The following is a 15,652-nucleotide window of genomic DNA, read 5'->3' as shown; positions in this document are numbered from 1 at the left end:
CTGCATCCTGAAAATAATAATCATCGCGCCAGTGCTACTTCTTTTTAATCACAGGTGATTTATGACTTACGTAATTGTTCATGCTCTCGCACCGATTTTCGTCATCATGCTGCTGGGATTCTGGGCCGGTAAGGCAAAGATGGTCGATAACAAAAATGTTTCCCTGCTCAATATCTTCGTCATGGATTTTGCGCTGCCTGCCGCGTTGTTCAGCGCGACCGTGCAAACCCCGTGGACCGGTATCGTGGCGCAGTCGCCGCTGATCCTGGTACTGACTCTGGCGATGTGGATCACCTACGCAGCCATCTATTTCCTTGCCACGAAGGTCTTTAAAAAATCCCCTCAGGATGCGGCCGTGCTGACGCTCACCGTCGCGCTGCCAAACTATGCGGCGCTTGGTCTGCCGATTCTGGGCAGCGTGCTGGGTGAAGGATCTACCACGTCTCTGTCTGTGGCGGTCTCTATTGCCTGCGGGTCCGTGCTGATGACGCCGTTCTGTCTGCTGATCCTGGAGCGGGAAAAAGCGCGCGCTGAGGGCAATACCTCCGGCTCAACCCTCTCTATGCTGCCGGTGCTGATGTGGCGATCCATTAAAAAACCGATCGTGATGGGGCCTCTGCTGGGTGTGATTTTATCCGCCATCGGCATCAAAATGCCGGAACTGGTCCTCGCTGCAATTAAACCGTTGGGGCTGTCCGCCACCGCTGCGGCGCTGTTCCTGACCGGGGTGATCCTCTCTGCCCGTAAGCTGCAGATCAACACCATGGTGATCACTTCCACCATCGCTAAGCTGCTGATCCAGCCAGCCATTGCCTGGGGTATCGTTTTAATCTTCGGTCTGCACGGCTCCGTGGCGATCACCGCCATTCTGATGATTGCGCTGTCCGCGGGTTTCTTCGGGGTCGTGTTTGGTAACCGCTTTGGCGTGCAGTCACCGGATGCAGAAGCGGTACTGCTGTTAAGCTCAGTCCTGTGTATCCTGTCGCTGCCGCTGTTTATCTCGCTGACTTCAGGAATGTAATCATGACCACAACATTACGCCCCCACGACCTCATCTGGCTTACCTCGCGCGACGCGCTGGAAGGTATTACTGAAACCTGGGTGGATGCCGCCTGGCATACCGGCCTGCCGGTGGTGGTGCGGCGTGATGTTGATAACGATGACCGAATCCCCGTTGGCGTGCGCGGACTGCGCCGCGACCAGCGGGCGGCTGGATGGGTGAAGCCCGGGAATGTGTTACGCGTGGTGTCACCTGAAGAGCTGTGCGTCACCGCCGATCTGCTGCGTTCGCCGTTTGTCACCGAGCCACCGGTTCAGGTGGCGTTACAGCTTGCGCAGCAGCCGTGGCCGTGGAGGTGGGGCATAACCGGCAGCACCGGCTATGCCCTGGCGACCGGCATTCCGGTGATCCATGCCGACAGCGATCTTGATCTGCTGATCCGCGCCCCGCAGCCGATATCACCCGACGCGTTTACCGCCTGGCAGTCGCAGTTGAGTGGTGCGCTGTGCCGGGCTGATACCCAGGTGGATACGCCTGAGGGCGGATTCGCGCTGGCGGAGTGGCTGCGCGATGGCAAAACGCTGCTGAAAACCCGCCGTGGGCCACGCCTGGTGGTTGACCCATGGCGCAGGGAGGAGTGATGAAAATACTGTTTACCTTTCCGGGGCAGGGTACGCAGCATGAAGGTATGCTGCAAAACCTGCCGGGAACGGAACTGGCTCAGGCGCGTGAGGTGCTGGGTGCCGAAGTTGATACGCTGGACAGTGCCGCCTCGTTAACCCATACCCGTGCGGTTCAGATTTCTCTGCTGATTGCTGGCGTGTCCTGGGCGCGCGAGCTGGAGCGACGTGACGTGTCGCCTGACATCGTCAGCGGTTTATCGATTGGCGCTTATCCCGCGGCGGTAGTAGCAGGGGCGCTGGAATTTACGGACGCCCTTAAGCTGGTGGCGCTGCGTGGCGATCTGATGGAACAGGCCTGGCCCCACGGCTACGGCCTGACGGCCATCATGGGCTTAACCCTGCCGCAGGTGGAACAGCTTATCGAGGGTAGCGGAACGTATATTGCTAACCTGAATGCCGAAACGCAGATCGTCATTGCCGGATCCGATGAAGGGATGGCGCAGGTGGCAAAACGCGCTCTGGAAAAGGGGGCGAGCAAAGTGCAAAGGCTGGCAGTCAGCGTGCCATCCCATTGTGAACTGCTGGCGAAGCCGGCACAAAAGCTGGCCTCGGCGTTTGAAGCGGTCACCCTTTCCCGACCGCGCTGTGCGTATCTGAGCGGCAGCACCGGACGCGTGCTCTGGCAGCCGGAGAAAATCGCGGACGATCTTGCCATGAACATGGCGCGCACCGTGCGCTGGCAGGAGGCGGTGATTGCCGCGAATGAACGTGAAGCCCGGCTGGCGATCGAGATGCCGCCCGGTGGCGTCCTGACCTGCCTGACACGTCAGGCGGCGTGGGAAGGGGAGACCATATCACTCGAGCGCAGCGGTGTGGATGTGGCGGTGCATCTGGCAGGAAGGCTTCGTTCGTGAATTTTTAGCCCGGTGGCGGCTACGCCTTACCGGGCCTACGGGTTCGGTTGCCTTGTTTTGTATCACACACTTTCCTGCAGGCTGCGCGCATACATCCGCCCTTCGGCGGCTAATGCCCGCAGGCTCGGGTCCTGCTCGCGGTTGCGGGCGAACACAATCGCGATAAGCTGCTGCATCTGGTACGGTTCTGCCAGCTTCAGTAGCTGCACCGAATTTTCGTAGACCTTCTTCATCCTGCCCGGCATCAGCGTAAAGCCGACGCCCGCCTGAACCAGGCTGAGCATTGAGAAAATGTCATTCACGCGGGTGACGATTTCCGGTTCAAATCCGGCGATATGAAATGCTTCCTGGAACCCCGCATAGGTGGCAAACCCTTCTGCCAGCGAGACAAATTTCTGATCTTTGTAATCGCGTAAATCCGCCAGCCCGCTGGTATTCAGCGTGGCAGAGGCAGGCGCGGCCAGGAAAATGTCATCATGAAACAGGGGCAGGACTTCAAGGCTGTTGCGGTCGATATTGCTTTCGGAAATCGAGATGAGGATCGCGTCCAGCGTACCGTCGTCAAGCATATGCAGCAACGTATCGTTAGAGCCCATCGTCAGATCCATCTCCAGATCCGGGCGACGCAGCTTCATGCCCATGATCAGGCGCGGCACGGTTTCCAGCGTCAGCGAGTAGAGCGTGCCGACGCGCAACCGTCCCTGACCAATACCGGCGACTTTACGGGACTCTTCCAGCCCGCGCTCCATCACCTGCATAACCTCCTGACAATACTCCAGCAGCGTCCAGGCGGACGGAAGGGCAATCAGGTTACGTCCCTTATGGGTAAAGAGCGGACAGCGGACGTTCTCTTCCAGAGTATGCAGTGCACGATGCACGCTGACGCCGCTCAGACCCAGCGTTTCGGCAGTACGCGCGATATTGCCCTTCTCCATAAACGTCATGAAGATGCTGAGCTTACGGAATGTAATGTCGCTCGTGATATCGAAACCCATAACCCTCCCGGCGTGTCAGTCAGCCTGCAGCATCGCTTCCAGCTGTTCCTGGGCATCCAGCCATGCCATTTCGCACTCTTCGAGGCTGGATTTGGTCTTCGCCTGGGTTTGCAGACAGTTGGTCAGCTCCGCTTTACGGCTCTGGTCATACAGTTCGCTGTCGCCCAGCTTCTCTTCAACGGCGGCAAGCGTGGCGTTGAGCTTTTCCATCTCTTTTTCGAGACGGGCAATCTCTTTACGCAGTGGTTGAGTCTGAGTACGCAGTTCAGCTTCACGACGCTTCTGATCTTTACGCGCCTGCGCGCTGTTGGCGTTCTCTTTCGCCGACTCTTCCGGCTGGTTCTCTTGCTTCTGCACGTCCGTCAGCCACTGCTGATAGTCTTCCAGGTCGCCGTCAAACGGCTCGACTTTACCGTCGTGCACCAGATAGAGATCGTCCGTGGTGGAGCGGATCAGGTGCCGATCGTGCGAGACCACAACCAGCGCGCCCTCAAACTCAATCAGCGCTTCGGTCAACGCCTGACGCATGTCGAGGTCGAGGTGGTTGGTCGGTTCATCGAGCAGCAGCAGGTTCGGGCGCTGCCAGACGATCAGCGCCAGCACCAGACGCGCTTTTTCGCCGCCGGAGAAACGCTCTGTGTTTTCAGTGACCTTATCACCCTGGAAGCCAAAGCCGCCGAGGTAGTCGCGCAGCTTCTGCTCCATCTCCTGCGGCGCCAGACGCGCCAGATGCTGGATAGGGGACTCGTCCGCGCGTAAAAATTCCAGCTGATGCTGGGCGAAGTAGCCAAGCTTGATGCCTTTCGCCAGACCGATTTCGCCGCTTACCGGGTTAAGCTCGCCCGCCAGCAGTTTGATGAGCGTTGACTTACCGGCACCGTTACGCCCCAGAAGACCAATGCGCGAACCCGGTACCAGGTTGAGTTTGATGGAGTCGAGGATGATGCGATCGCCGTATCCGGCGCTCACTTTTTCCATCTTCAGCAGCGGGTTTGGCAGGCTCTCCGGCTCGCGGAAGCTAAAGTGGAACGGGTTATCCACATGCGCCGGGGCAATCATCTCCATGCGTTCCAGCATCTTGATGCGGCTCTGGGCCTGCTTGGCCTTCGAGGCTTTGGCCTTGAAGCGGTCAACAAAACTCTGCAGATGTGCCACGCGCTGCTGCTGGCTTTCGTACATCGCCTGCTGTTGAGCGAGGCGCGTTGCGCGCTGGCGTTCGAAAGAGCTGTAGTTACCGGTGTACTCGAACATATTTTGCTGTTCGATATGAATGATTTTATCCACCACCGGATCGAGGAAGTCGCGGTCGTGGGAGATCAGAATCAGAGTGCCCTGATAGCTCTTGAGCCACTTCTCCAGCCAAATGACCGCATCGAGATCGAGGTGGTTGGTCGGTTCATCGAGCAACAGCAAATCGGAGCGGCAGATCAGCGCCTGCGCCAGGTTAAGACGCATACGCCAGCCACCGGAGAAGTCGCTGACGGGACGTTCAAGCTGTTCGTTGCTGAACCCCAGGCCGTGGAGCAGGCTGGAAGCGCGGGAGCGAATGGTCCACGCGTCGATGGCGTCCAGCTTGCCGTGGACGGTGGCGATGGTGTGGCCATCGTTGCGCTCGTTGGCGGCGTTCAGTTCCGCTTCCAGCTTACGGTATTCACGATCGCCATCAATAACATAGTCGAGCGCCGGCTCACTCAGGGCGGGCGTCTCCTGGTTTACCCAGGCGAGCTGCCAGTTTCCCGGATAAGTAAAGTTACCGCCATCCGCGCTAATCTCGTTTTTCAGCAGCGCCAGCAGGGTGGATTTACCGCAGCCATTTTTGCCGACCAGCCCCACTTTTTGACCTGGATTAATGGTGGCGGTGGCGTTATCCAGCAGGACGCGCACGCCGCGGCGAATTTGTAACGAGGAGAAAACAATCATAGAAGCGCCGTATGTTCCGACTATGTTAATTTGTCATTATGATAATGTAAGGTGTGGGCCATTTTCCGCACCGGGCCGCCATGGTAGCCCAAAACAACGACGATACACAAAAACAGAAACAGAACCGGGAGGGGAGTGATGTCTCAGACAGCAAAAGTGCTGCTGCTGTATGCCCATCCGGAATCTCAGGACTCGGTGGCAAACCGCGTCCTGCTTAAGCCGGCTACTCAGCTCAGTAACGTGACGGTGCACGATCTCTACGCGCACTACCCTGATTTCTTTATCGATATTCCGTACGAGCAGGAATTGCTGCGTCAGCATGATGTGATTGTGTTCCAGCATCCGCTCTATACCTATAGCTGTCCGGCCCTGCTGAAAGAGTGGCTGGATCGGGTGCTGAGCCGGGGGTTTTCCAGCGGGGTGGGGGGCAACCAACTGGCGGGAAAGTACTGGCGTAGTGTGATTACCACCGGTGAGCCGGAGAGCGCCTACCGCTACGATGGCCTTAACCGTTATCCGATGAGCGATATCCTGCGACCGTTTGAACTGACGGCGGCGATGTGCCGTATGCACTGGATGAGCCCGATTATTGTCTACTGGGCACGACGTCAGGATCCGAAGGAGCTGGCGAGCCACGCCAGAGCGTACGGTGAATGGCTGGCATCACCGATTCCGGCAGGAGGGCGTTAATGGAAGGATCGAATTTACTCCTCGCCGGGGTGCTGTTTTTGTTTGCCGCAGTGGTGGCTGTACCGTTGGCCGCACGGCTCGGTATTGGCGCGGTACTCGGGTATCTGTTGGCGGGGATCGCGATTGGCCCCTGGGGGCTGGGATTCATCAGCGATGTCGATGAAATTCTCCATTTCTCCGAGCTGGGCGTGGTCTTCCTGATGTTCATCATTGGCCTGGAGCTTAATCCGTCAAAGCTGTGGCAGCTCCGGCGCTCTATCTTTGGCGTTGGCGCGGCGCAGGTGCTGTTCAGTGCGGCCATTCTGGCCGGATTGCTGATGCTCACTGACTTTTCGTGGCAGGCGGCGACCATCGGCGGTATTGGCCTTGCCATGTCCTCAACGGCGATGGCATTGCAGCTGATGCGGGATAAGGGCATGAACCGCAGTGAGTCGGGGCAACTGGGGTTTTCGGTGCTGCTGTTTCAGGATTTAGCGGTGATCCCGGCGTTAGCGCTGGTGCCGCTGTTGGCCGGGCCGGGTGACGATCACTTTGACTGGGCAAAAGTCTCCATGAAGGTGCTGGCTTTTGCGGGCATGCTAATTGGGGGACGTTTTCTGCTGCGGCCGGTGTTCCGCTTCATCGCCGCGTCAGGCGTGCGTGAGGTGTTTACCGCCGCAACGCTGCTGCTGGTATTAGGCTCTGCGCTGTTTATGGACGCGCTGGGGCTGTCGATGGCGCTGGGTACGTTTATCGCCGGGGTGCTGCTCGCCGAGAGCGAATACCGCCACGAACTGGAAATTGCGATCGAACCCTTTAAAGGGCTGCTGTTAGGGCTGTTCTTTATTTCGGTGGGCATGGCGCTCAATCTCGGTGTGCTCTATACCCATCTGCTGTGGGTTATTGTGAGCGTGGCTGTGCTGGTGGCGGTGAAAACGCTGGTGCTGTATGTCCTGGCGCGTATATCCGGGCTGCGCAGTTCGGAACGTATGCAGTTTGCCAGCGTGCTAAGCCAGGGGGGAGAGTTCGCGTTTGTGCTGTTCTCTACGGCATCGTCCCAGAAACTGTTCAAAGACGATCAGATGGCGCTTTTGCTGGTGACGGTCACGCTGTCGATGATGACCACACCGCTGCTGATGAAGCTTGTGGATAAACTGCTGTCGCGCCGCTTAAACCCGGCTGATGATGAAGACGAAGCCCCGTGGGTGGAAGACGATAAGCCGCAAGTGATTGTGGTGGGGTTTGGCCGCTTCGGGCAGGTGATTGGTCGTCTGCTGATGGCGAACAAAATGCGCATCACGGTGCTCGAGCGGGATATCAGCGCGGTCAACCTGATGCGCAAATATGGTTATAAGGTTTACTACGGCGATGCGACGCAGCTCGAACTGCTGCGATCCGCAGGTGCGGAGGCGGCGGAGTCGATCGTCATAACCTGTAACGATCCGGAAGATACGATGAAGCTGGTCGAACTCTGCCAGCAGCATTTCCCGCATCTGCATATTCTGGCGCGTGCGCGGGGACGTGTTGAAGCGCACGAACTGTTGCAGGCGGGTGTGAAACACTTCTCGCGTGAGACGTTTTCCAGTGCGCTGGAGCTGGGGCGCAAGGCGTTGATTTCGCTGGGTATGCACCCGCATCAGGCGCAGCGGGCCCAGATGCACTTCCGACGGCTGGATATGCGAATGCTGCGCGAGCTGATGCCCGTACACACGGATACGGCGCAGATTTCCCGCGTGCGGGAAGCGCGTCGCGAGCTGGAGGAGATTTTCCAGCGTGAGATGCAGCAGGAACGACGCCAGCTGGACGGCTGGGACGAATTTGAATAAAGGGTAACCAAATATGGCTGTACGTAAACGCTTTATTGCGGGCGCAAAGTGCCCTTCCTGCCAGGCGCAAGATACTCTGGCAATGTGGCGTGAAAATAATATTGATGTTGTTGAGTGTGTTAAGTGCGGCCACCAGATGCGTGAGGCCGACAAAGAAGCACGCGATCATGTACGCAAAGAAGAGCAAGTGATCGGCATTTTTCATCCGGACTAGCGATATGCCCTGAGTTTTTTTAAGCTAAAGGGTACACGGGTGCAGATTTCCGCTACAATCTGCGCCAGCAATTTTCCCACGCTCAGGAGATATCATGAAAGTAGCAAAAGACCTGGTGGTCAGCCTGGCCTATCAGGTACGTACAGAAGACGGTGTGTTGGTTGATGAGTCTCCGGTGAGTGCGCCGCTGGACTACCTGCATGGTCACGGTTCCCTGATTTCCGGCCTGGAAAACGCGCTGGAAGGTCATGAAGTTGGCGATAAATTTGACGTTGCTGTAGGCGCGAACGACGCATACGGCCAGTATGACGACAACCTGGTTCAGCGCGTTCCTAAAGACGTGTTCATGGGCGTTGACGAACTGCAGGTTGGCATGCGCTTCCTGGCGGAAACTGACCAGGGCCCGGTTCCGGTTGAAATTACTGAAGTTGAAGACGACCACGTTGTGGTTGATGGCAACCACATGCTGGCTGGCCAGAACCTGAAGTTCAACGTAGAAGTTGTCGCTATCCGTGAAGCAACCGAAGAAGAGCTGGCTCATGGCCACGTTCACGGTGCGCACGGTCATGACCATGACCACGATCACGGCCATGACGGCTGCTGCGGTGGCCACGGCCACGACCATGGTCACGACCACGGTAAAGGTGGTTGCGGTAACGGCGGCTGTGGCTGCCACTAATTCCGTATAACGGAAAATAAAAAAGCGGGATTATCCCGCTTTTTTTTCGCCTCAATAGTGAGGTGGTGGCGTCTCTTCAGACTGTGAGGCGATGTTTGACGGCTGCGTAGCCTTCAGCTTTTCCGTCAGCAGGCGCATATGATCCCGCAGTTTCGCCATTTCGAGTTCATGCGCGGTCACGGTCTGGTTAAGCTCTTCGATGGTGATGTCCTGAAAAGCCAGGCGGCTTTCCAGTTCAGCCAGTCTCGCTTCAATCGTTGTGTCCTTCATCATTCACCTCGTCTGTTTCTGATTCGCCATAATGGGCCAGCGGCGGCGAAGTTTAACTGAGTTTGTTCCTTAGTGCAGTATCCATCCCTTTGGCAAGAAACTTATTTAAACAAAAATAGTCTTAAAAGTGGCGAGAATCGGGAGAGTCTGTCTGTAGATTTCTTCCACAACGTTTTATAGTACGTAGCTCATTTACGTTTAATGCTGGGGTGAGAGTCCCCAGGCCCTGGAGATATGGATGAAATCACTGTTTAAAGTAACGCTGCTGGCGACGACGATGGCTGTTGCGCTGAACGCGCCGCTGTCCTTCGCTGCTGATACTGCTGCGAAGCCTGCTGCAACTGCAGACAGCAAAGCGGCGTTCAAAAATGACGACCAGAAATCTGCCTACGCACTGGGCGCATCTCTGGGTCGTTACATGGAAAATTCTCTGAAAGAACAAGAGAAACTGGGCATCAAACTGGACAAAGCTCAGCTGATCGCGGGTGTTCAGGATGCGTTTGCTGATAAGAGCAAACTGTCTGACCAGGAAATTGAACAGACTCTGCAGGCGTTCGAAGCGCGTGTGAAAGGTGCCGCTCAGACGAAGATGGAAGCGGACGCGAAAGACAACGAAGCGAAAGGCAAAGCCTACCGCGATACCTTTGCTAAAGAGAAGGGCGTAAAAACCTCTTCTACCGGTCTGGTATACAAAGTTGAGAAAGAAGGTACCGGTGATGCACCGAAAGACAGCGATACTGTCGTGGTGAACTACAAAGGTACGCTGATCGACGGTAAAGAGTTCGATAACTCCTACACCCGCGGTGAGCCGCTCTCCTTCCGTCTGGATGGTGTGATCCCAGGCTGGACTGAAGGTCTGAAAAACATCAAGAAAGGCGGTAAGATCAAGCTGGTTATCCCACCGGATCTGGCCTATGGCAAAACCGGCGTTCCGGGTATCCCTGCCAACTCTACGCTGGTGTTTGACGTAGAGCTGCTGGATATCAAACCGGCACCGAAAGCCGATGCGAAACCAGAAGCGCAGGCAGATCAAAAAGCTGCCGCAGACGCGAAGAAGTAATGTAATGAAAACCGCCGCCTTTAAGGCGGCGGTTTTTTTTATTGTGGGGCAGATATAATTAACACTGGAAAGTGCCAGGTACGCTGTATTAATTTAGTTGTCCGTGTAGATAATGAGCCTGCCCTGAAAACCTAACGACAGGCTCCTGAAAAGGAGTGTTTTTTTCATGTCCAGGTCGCTTTTAACCAACGAAACCAGTGAACTTGATTTGCTGGATCAACGTCCTTTCGACCAGACCGACTTCGATATTCTGAAATCCTACGAAGCGGTGGTGGACGGGTTAGCGATGCTCATTGGGTCCCACTGCGAAATCGTATTGCACTCCCTGCAAGATCTGAAGTGTTCCGCCATCCGCATTGCTAATGGTGAGCATACTGGCCGTAAAATTGGTTCGCCAATTACCGACCTTGCATTGCGTATGCTGCATGACATGACCGGCGCGGACAGCAGCGTCTCCAAATGCTATTTCACTCGCGCCAAAAGCGGCGTGCTGATGAAATCAGAAACCATTGCTATTCGAAATCGCGAGCATCGTGTGATCGGACTGCTGTGCATCAACATGAACCTTGATGTGCCATTCTCGCAAATCATGAGCACCTTTATTCCGCCTGAAACGCCAGACGTGGGCTCTTCTGTTAACTTTGCCTCTTCAGTTGAGGATCTCGTCACGCAGACGCTGGAGTTCACGATTGAAGAGGTGAATGCCGATCGCAACGTATCGAACAACGCCAAGAACCGTCAGATCGTGCTGAATCTCTATGAAAAAGGCATTTTTGATATCAAAGACGCCATCAATCAGGTGGCTGACCGCCTGAACATTTCCAAACATACGGTCTACCTCTATATTCGCCAGTTCAAAAGCGGTGATTTCCTGGGGCAAGATAAGTAATGCGTTTTGCGTTAATGGTGACAGGCCCGGCGTATGGCACTCAGCAGGCCAGCAGCGCGCTGCAATTTGCCCAAGCGCTGCTAAAAGCCGGACACGAACTGGTGAGCGTCTTCTTCTATCGGGAAGGGGTTTATAACGCGAACCAGTTTACGTCGCCGGCCAGCGATGAGTTTGATCTGGTGCGCGCCTGGCAGGCGTTAAATGAGACGCAGGGTGTTGAATTGCATATCTGCGTGGCAGCGGCCCTGCGTCGCGGTGTCGCTGATACAACCGAAGCCGCGCGTCTTGGTTTAGCCGGTTCCAACCTGCAGCCCGGATTTACGCTAAGTGGTCTGGGCGCGCTGGCGCAGGCTGCGCTCACCTGTGACCGAGTGGTGCAATTCTGATGAAACGCGTAGCGTTTGTTTTTACCACTGCCCCGCACGGTAGCGCATCGGGCCGAGAAGGGCTGGATGCGCTGCTCGCGACATCTGCATTGACCGAGGAGATCGGCGTCTTCTTTTTAGGGGACGGGGTGTTTCAGCTTCTGGCGGGCCAGCAACCGCAGGCGATTTTGATGCGGGATTACATCGCCACCTTTAAAGTGTTGCCGCTGTACGACATTGAAACCTTCTATGTGTGTGCCGACTCGCTGGCCGCTCGCGGATTAGATGAGAAGACGCCTTTTGTTCTGGATGTCACGTGCCTGTCTTCTGCTGCGCTGCGCGAACAACTCTCTCACTACGACACTGTTCTGACTTTCTGAGGCTGCCATGCTCCATACCCTGAGCCGCTCACCGTGGCAATGTGATATCGACACGCTACTGAGCATGCTGCGCGAAGGTGATGACCTGCTGCTGATTCAGGATGGCGTACTTGCTGCGCTGGAAGGCAGCCGTTTCGTTGAAATCCTTACAAATGCCCCCATAACTGTCTCTGCGCTAAAGGACGATCTGGATGCGCGGGGTCTTTCTGGTCAAATTTCAGCCAAAATTGACGTGGTTGGCTATACTGATTTCGTCAATCTTACTGTGACGCACGCCAGTCAAATGAACTGGTGATTTGAGATCGCTGTATATTTCTTGACACCTTTTCGACGTAGCCCTAAAATTTCGCGTCCTCATATTGTATGAGGTCGTTTTATTACGTGTTTACGAAGCAAAAGCTAAAACCAGGAGCTATTTAATGGCAACAGTTAACCAGCTGGTACGCAAACCACGTGCACGCAAAGTTGCAAAGAGCAACGTGCCTGCGCTGGAAGCATGCCCGCAGAAACGTGGTGTATGTACTCGTGTGTATACCACCACTCCTAAAAAACCAAACTCCGCACTGCGTAAAGTATGCCGTGTGCGTTTGACTAACGGTTTCGAAGTGACTTCCTACATCGGTGGTGAAGGTCACAACCTGCAGGAGCACTCCGTGATCCTGATCCGTGGCGGTCGTGTTAAAGACCTTCCGGGTGTTCGTTACCACACCGTTCGTGGTGCGCTGGACTGCTCAGGTGTTAAAGACCGTAAGCAGGCTCGCTCCAAGTACGGCGTGAAGCGTCCTAAGGCTTAATGGTTCTCCGTTAAGTAAGGCCAAACTGATTTATCTTAATGTCAAACTAAACTCGTAGAGTTTTGGACAATCCTGAATTAACAACGGAGTATTCCCATGCCACGTCGTCGCGTCATTGGTCAGCGTAAAATTCTTCCAGATCCGAAATTCGGATCAGAACTGCTGGCAAAATTTGTAAATATCCTGATGGTAGATGGTAAAAAATCTACTGCAGAAGCAATCGTATACAGCGCGCTGGAGACCCTGGCTCAGCGTTCTGGTAAAAATGAACTGGAAGCTTTCGAAGTCGCTCTCGACAACGTTCGCCCAACTGTAGAAGTTAAGTCCCGCCGCGTTGGTGGTTCTACTTATCAGGTTCCAGTTGAAGTTCGTCCGGTTCGTCGTAATGCCCTGGCAATGCGTTGGATCGTTGAAGCTGCTCGTAAACGCGGTGATAAATCCATGGCTCTGCGTCTGGCGAACGAACTTTCTGATGCTGCAGAAAACAAAGGTACTGCAGTTAAGAAACGTGAAGACGTTCACCGTATGGCAGAAGCCAACAAGGCGTTCGCACACTACCGTTGGTAATCCCTTCGGAGTATTAGTCACCAGGCGGGCGCTTCAGAGAAGCTGCCCGCTCTGGGTTACTTAACTGAACGCCTAAAGAAACAAACGAGGAATCAAATGGCTCGTACAACACCCATCGCACGCTACCGTAACATCGGTATCAGTGCGCACATCGACGCCGGTAAGACCACTACTACCGAACGTATTCTGTTCTACACCGGTGTAAACCATAAAATCGGTGAAGTTCATGACGGCGCAGCCACCATGGACTGGATGGAACAGGAGCAGGAGCGTGGTATTACTATCACCTCCGCAGCGACTACTGCATTCTGGTCAGGTATGGCTAAGCAGTACGAACCGCATCGCGTAAACATCATCGACACCCCAGGGCACGTTGACTTCACCATCGAAGTAGAACGTTCCATGCGTGTTCTTGACGGCGCGGTAATGGTTTATTGCGCAGTTGGTGGTGTTCAGCCACAGTCTGAAACCGTATGGCGTCAGGCGAACAAATATAAAGTTCCACGCATCGCGTTCGTTAACAAAATGGACCGTATGGGTGCTAACTTCCTGAAAGTTGTTGGTCAGATCAAAACCCGTCTGGGCGCGAACCCTGTTCCGCTGCAGCTGGCAATTGGTGCTGAAGAAGGCTTCACCGGCGTTATCGACCTGGTGAAAATGAAAGCCATCAACTGGAACGATGCAGACCAGGGCGTTACCTTCGAATACGAAGATATCCCGGCTGAGATGCAGGACCTGGCTGACGAATGGCACCAGAACCTGATCGAATCCGCTGCTGAAGCTTCTGAAGAGCTGATGGAGAAATACCTGGGTGGTGAAGAACTGTCTGAAGAAGAGATCAAAAAAGCTCTGCGTCAGCGTGTTCTGAACAACGAAATCATCCTGGTAACCTGTGGTTCTGCGTTCAAGAACAAAGGTGTTCAGGCGATGCTGGATGCGGTAGTTGACTACCTGCCATCCCCGGTTGACGTTCCTGCGATCAACGGCATCCTGGACGACGGTAAAGATACTCCGGCTGAGCGTCACGCAAGCGACGACGAGCCGTTCTCTGCACTGGCGTTCAAAATTGCTACCGACCCATTCGTGGGTAACCTGACCTTCTTCCGCGTTTACTCTGGTGTGGTTAACTCCGGTGACACCATCCTGAACTCCGTGAAAGCGGCGCGTGAACGTTTTGGCCGTATCGTACAGATGCACGCTAACAAACGTGAAGAGATCAAAGAAGTTCGTGCGGGCGACATCGCTGCAGCTATCGGTCTGAAAGACGTGACCACCGGTGACACCCTGTGTGACCCGGATCACCCGATCATTCTGGAGCGTATGGAATTCCCTGAGCCGGTAATCTCCATCGCGGTTGAACCAAAAACCAAAGCTGACCAGGAAAAAATGGGTCTGGCTCTGGGCCGTCTGGCGAAAGAAGACCCATCATTCCGCGTATGGACTGATGAAGAATCTAACCAGACCATCATCGCAGGTATGGGTGAACTGCACCTGGACATCATCGTTGACCGTATGAAGCGCGAGTTCAACGTTGAAGCGAACGTGGGTAAACCTCAGGTTGCTTACCGCGAAGCGATTCGCGCGAAAGTTACCGATATCGAAGGTAAACACGCTAAGCAGTCTGGTGGTCGCGGTCAGTACGGTCACGTTGTGATCGACATGTACCCACTGGAGCCGGGCTCTAACCCGAAAGGTTACGAGTTCATCAACGACATCAAAGGTGGTGTAATTCCTGGCGAATACATCCCTGCCGTTGATAAAGGCATCCAGGAACAGCTGAAAGCGGGCCCTCTGGCTGGCTATCCGGTTGTTGACATGGGTATCCGTCTGCACTTCGGTTCTTACCACGACGTTGACTCCTCTGAACTGGCGTTTAAACTGGCTGCGTCTATTGCCTTTAAAGAAGGCTTTAAGAAAGCAAAACCAGTTCTGCTTGAGCCAATCATGAAGGTTGAAGTAGAAACTCCTGAAGAGAACACCGGTGACGTTATCGGTGACTTGAGCCGTCGTCGCGGTATGCTGCGCGGTCAGGAATCCGAAGTAACTGGCGTTAAGATCCACGCTGAAGTTCCGCTGTCTGAAATGTTCGGATATGCAACGCAGCTGCGTTCTCTGACCAAAGGTCGTGCATCATACACCATGGAATTCCTGAAGTATGATGATGCGCCTAACAACGTTGCTCAGGCCGTTATTGAAGCCCGTGGTAAGTAATCCACAGGATTAAAACCTAAGTCCCGTGCTCTCTCCTGAGGGGAGAGCACTATAGTAAGGAATATAGCCGTGTCTAAAGAAAAATTTGAACGTACAAAACCGCACGTCAACGTTGGTACTATCGGCCACGTTGACCATGGTAAAACTACCCTGACTGCTGCAATCACTACCGTTCTGGCTAAAACCTACGGTGGTTCTGCTCGTGCATTCGACCAGATCGATAACGCACCAGAAGAAAAAGCTCGTGGTATCACCATCAACACCTCTCACGTTGAA

General features: G+C 54.8%; 19 protein-coding genes. 16 read left to right on the top strand and 3 right to left on the bottom strand.

The annotated features are described in order from the left end of the window. The first annotated feature begins 61 nt into the window (after positions 1-61). From M8370_RS02455 to mdcH, 3 genes are read left to right on the top strand one after another with little or no spacing between them, the layout of a single operon-like run. On the top strand, positions 62-1,021 hold the full coding sequence (locus tag M8370_RS02455) for an AEC family transporter (RefSeq protein ID WP_248058548.1): 960 nt from the start codon (positions 62-64) through the stop codon (positions 1,019-1,021). A gap of 2 nt (positions 1,022-1,023) precedes the next feature. Then, a complete protein-coding gene (locus M8370_RS02450; protein ID WP_250020446.1) occupies positions 1,024-1,641 on the top strand; it encodes a malonate decarboxylase holo-ACP synthase in 618 nt (205 codons plus the stop codon). Continuing rightward, on the top strand, positions 1,641-2,537 hold the full coding sequence (mdcH, locus tag M8370_RS02445) for a malonate decarboxylase subunit epsilon (protein ID WP_250020445.1): 897 nt from the start codon (positions 1,641-1,643) through the stop codon (positions 2,535-2,537). Before M8370_RS02450 ends, mdcH begins: the two co-directional genes overlap by 1 nt. 62 nt (positions 2,538-2,599) lie before the next feature. On the opposite strand, the gene M8370_RS02440 is transcribed toward mdcH, so the two are convergent. Further along, entirely contained in the window at positions 2,600-3,532 is a 933-nt protein-coding gene (locus M8370_RS02440) for a LysR family transcriptional regulator (protein WP_013099042.1), read from the bottom strand. 15 nt (positions 3,533-3,547) lie between these two features. After that, the gene (locus M8370_RS02435; protein WP_250020444.1) at positions 3,548-5,452 is read right to left on the bottom strand and encodes an ABC transporter ATP-binding protein; all 1,905 of its coding nucleotides are present in this window, start codon (positions 5,450-5,452) and stop codon (positions 3,548-3,550) included. A 138-nt stretch (positions 5,453-5,590) separates the two neighbouring features. Here M8370_RS02435 and kefG point away from each other — a divergent pair, with 138 nt between their 5' ends. From kefG to slyD, 4 genes are all read left to right on the top strand, one after another. Further along, a complete protein-coding gene (gene kefG, locus M8370_RS02430) occupies positions 5,591-6,142 on the top strand; it encodes a glutathione-regulated potassium-efflux system ancillary protein KefG (protein WP_013099040.1) in 552 nt (183 codons plus the stop codon). Then, a complete protein-coding gene (gene kefB / locus M8370_RS02425; RefSeq protein WP_020690480.1) occupies positions 6,142-7,947 on the top strand; it encodes a glutathione-regulated potassium-efflux system protein KefB in 1,806 nt (601 codons plus the stop codon). The genes kefG and kefB overlap by 1 nt, the downstream gene beginning before the upstream one ends. Positions 7,948-7,960: 13 nt before the next feature. Then, positions 7,961-8,161 (top strand): YheV family putative zinc ribbon protein, encoded by a 201-nt coding sequence (locus M8370_RS02420; protein ID WP_013099038.1) that lies wholly within the window; start codon positions 7,961-7,963, stop codon positions 8,159-8,161. 94 nt (positions 8,162-8,255) lie between these two features. Further along, positions 8,256-8,840, top strand: a complete 585-nt coding sequence (gene slyD / locus M8370_RS02415; protein ID WP_013099037.1) for a peptidylprolyl isomerase — start codon at positions 8,256-8,258, stop codon at positions 8,838-8,840. 51 nt (positions 8,841-8,891) lie between these two features. On the opposite strand, the gene M8370_RS02410 is transcribed toward slyD, so the two are convergent. Continuing rightward, positions 8,892-9,110 (bottom strand): protein SlyX, encoded by a 219-nt coding sequence (locus M8370_RS02410; protein ID WP_003861693.1) that lies wholly within the window; start codon positions 9,108-9,110, stop codon positions 8,892-8,894. Positions 9,111-9,348: 238 nt separating this feature from the next. On the opposite strand from M8370_RS02410, the gene fkpA reads away from it, so the two are divergent. The 9 genes from fkpA to M8370_RS02365 all read left to right on the top strand — a co-directional run. Then, positions 9,349-10,170, top strand: a complete 822-nt coding sequence (gene fkpA / locus M8370_RS02405; protein ID WP_013099036.1) for an FKBP-type peptidyl-prolyl cis-trans isomerase — start codon at positions 9,349-9,351, stop codon at positions 10,168-10,170. Between the two features lie 166 nt (positions 10,171-10,336). Continuing rightward, complete coding sequence (locus M8370_RS02400) at positions 10,337-11,059, top strand: helix-turn-helix transcriptional regulator (RefSeq protein ID WP_003861697.1); 723 nt, start codon at positions 10,337-10,339, stop codon at positions 11,057-11,059. Continuing rightward, a complete protein-coding gene (tusD, locus tag M8370_RS02395) occupies positions 11,059-11,445 on the top strand; it encodes a sulfurtransferase complex subunit TusD (protein WP_048972832.1) in 387 nt (128 codons plus the stop codon). Before M8370_RS02400 ends, tusD begins: the two co-directional genes overlap by 1 nt. Then, complete coding sequence (tusC, locus tag M8370_RS02390; RefSeq protein WP_048972831.1) at positions 11,445-11,804, top strand: sulfurtransferase complex subunit TusC; 360 nt, start codon at positions 11,445-11,447, stop codon at positions 11,802-11,804. Before tusD ends, tusC begins: the two co-directional genes overlap by 1 nt. 7 nt (positions 11,805-11,811) lie before the next feature. Further along, positions 11,812-12,099: a sulfurtransferase complex subunit TusB gene (gene tusB, locus M8370_RS02385; RefSeq protein ID WP_013099033.1), complete on the top strand. Its 288-nt coding sequence runs from the start codon at positions 11,812-11,814 to the stop codon at positions 12,097-12,099. A gap of 124 nt (positions 12,100-12,223) precedes the next feature. Beyond that, complete coding sequence (gene rpsL, locus M8370_RS02380) at positions 12,224-12,598, top strand: 30S ribosomal protein S12 (RefSeq protein WP_000246815.1); 375 nt, start codon at positions 12,224-12,226, stop codon at positions 12,596-12,598. 96 nt (positions 12,599-12,694) lie between these two features. Then, positions 12,695-13,165, top strand: coding sequence for a 30S ribosomal protein S7 (rpsG, locus tag M8370_RS02375; RefSeq protein WP_003861706.1), 471 nt, complete (start codon positions 12,695-12,697; stop codon positions 13,163-13,165). Positions 13,166-13,261: 96 nt separating this feature from the next. After that, positions 13,262-15,376: an elongation factor G gene (gene fusA, locus M8370_RS02370; RefSeq protein ID WP_029882142.1), complete on the top strand. Its 2,115-nt coding sequence runs from the start codon at positions 13,262-13,264 to the stop codon at positions 15,374-15,376. Between the two features lie 69 nt (positions 15,377-15,445). Continuing rightward, positions 15,446-15,652 (top strand): GTP-binding protein (locus M8370_RS02365; protein WP_021242225.1); only part of this gene is annotated, 207 nt, incomplete at its 3' end.

It is taken from the genome of Enterobacter cloacae complex sp. OE43NF (genome assembly GCF_023544405.1).
In the GTDB taxonomy this organism is placed as follows: Bacteria; Pseudomonadota; Gammaproteobacteria; order Enterobacterales; family Enterobacteriaceae; genus Enterobacter; species Enterobacter cloacae.
The sequence above is the reverse complement of the archived record's forward strand: the minus strand, read 5'-3'. Positions and strand labels throughout refer to the sequence as shown.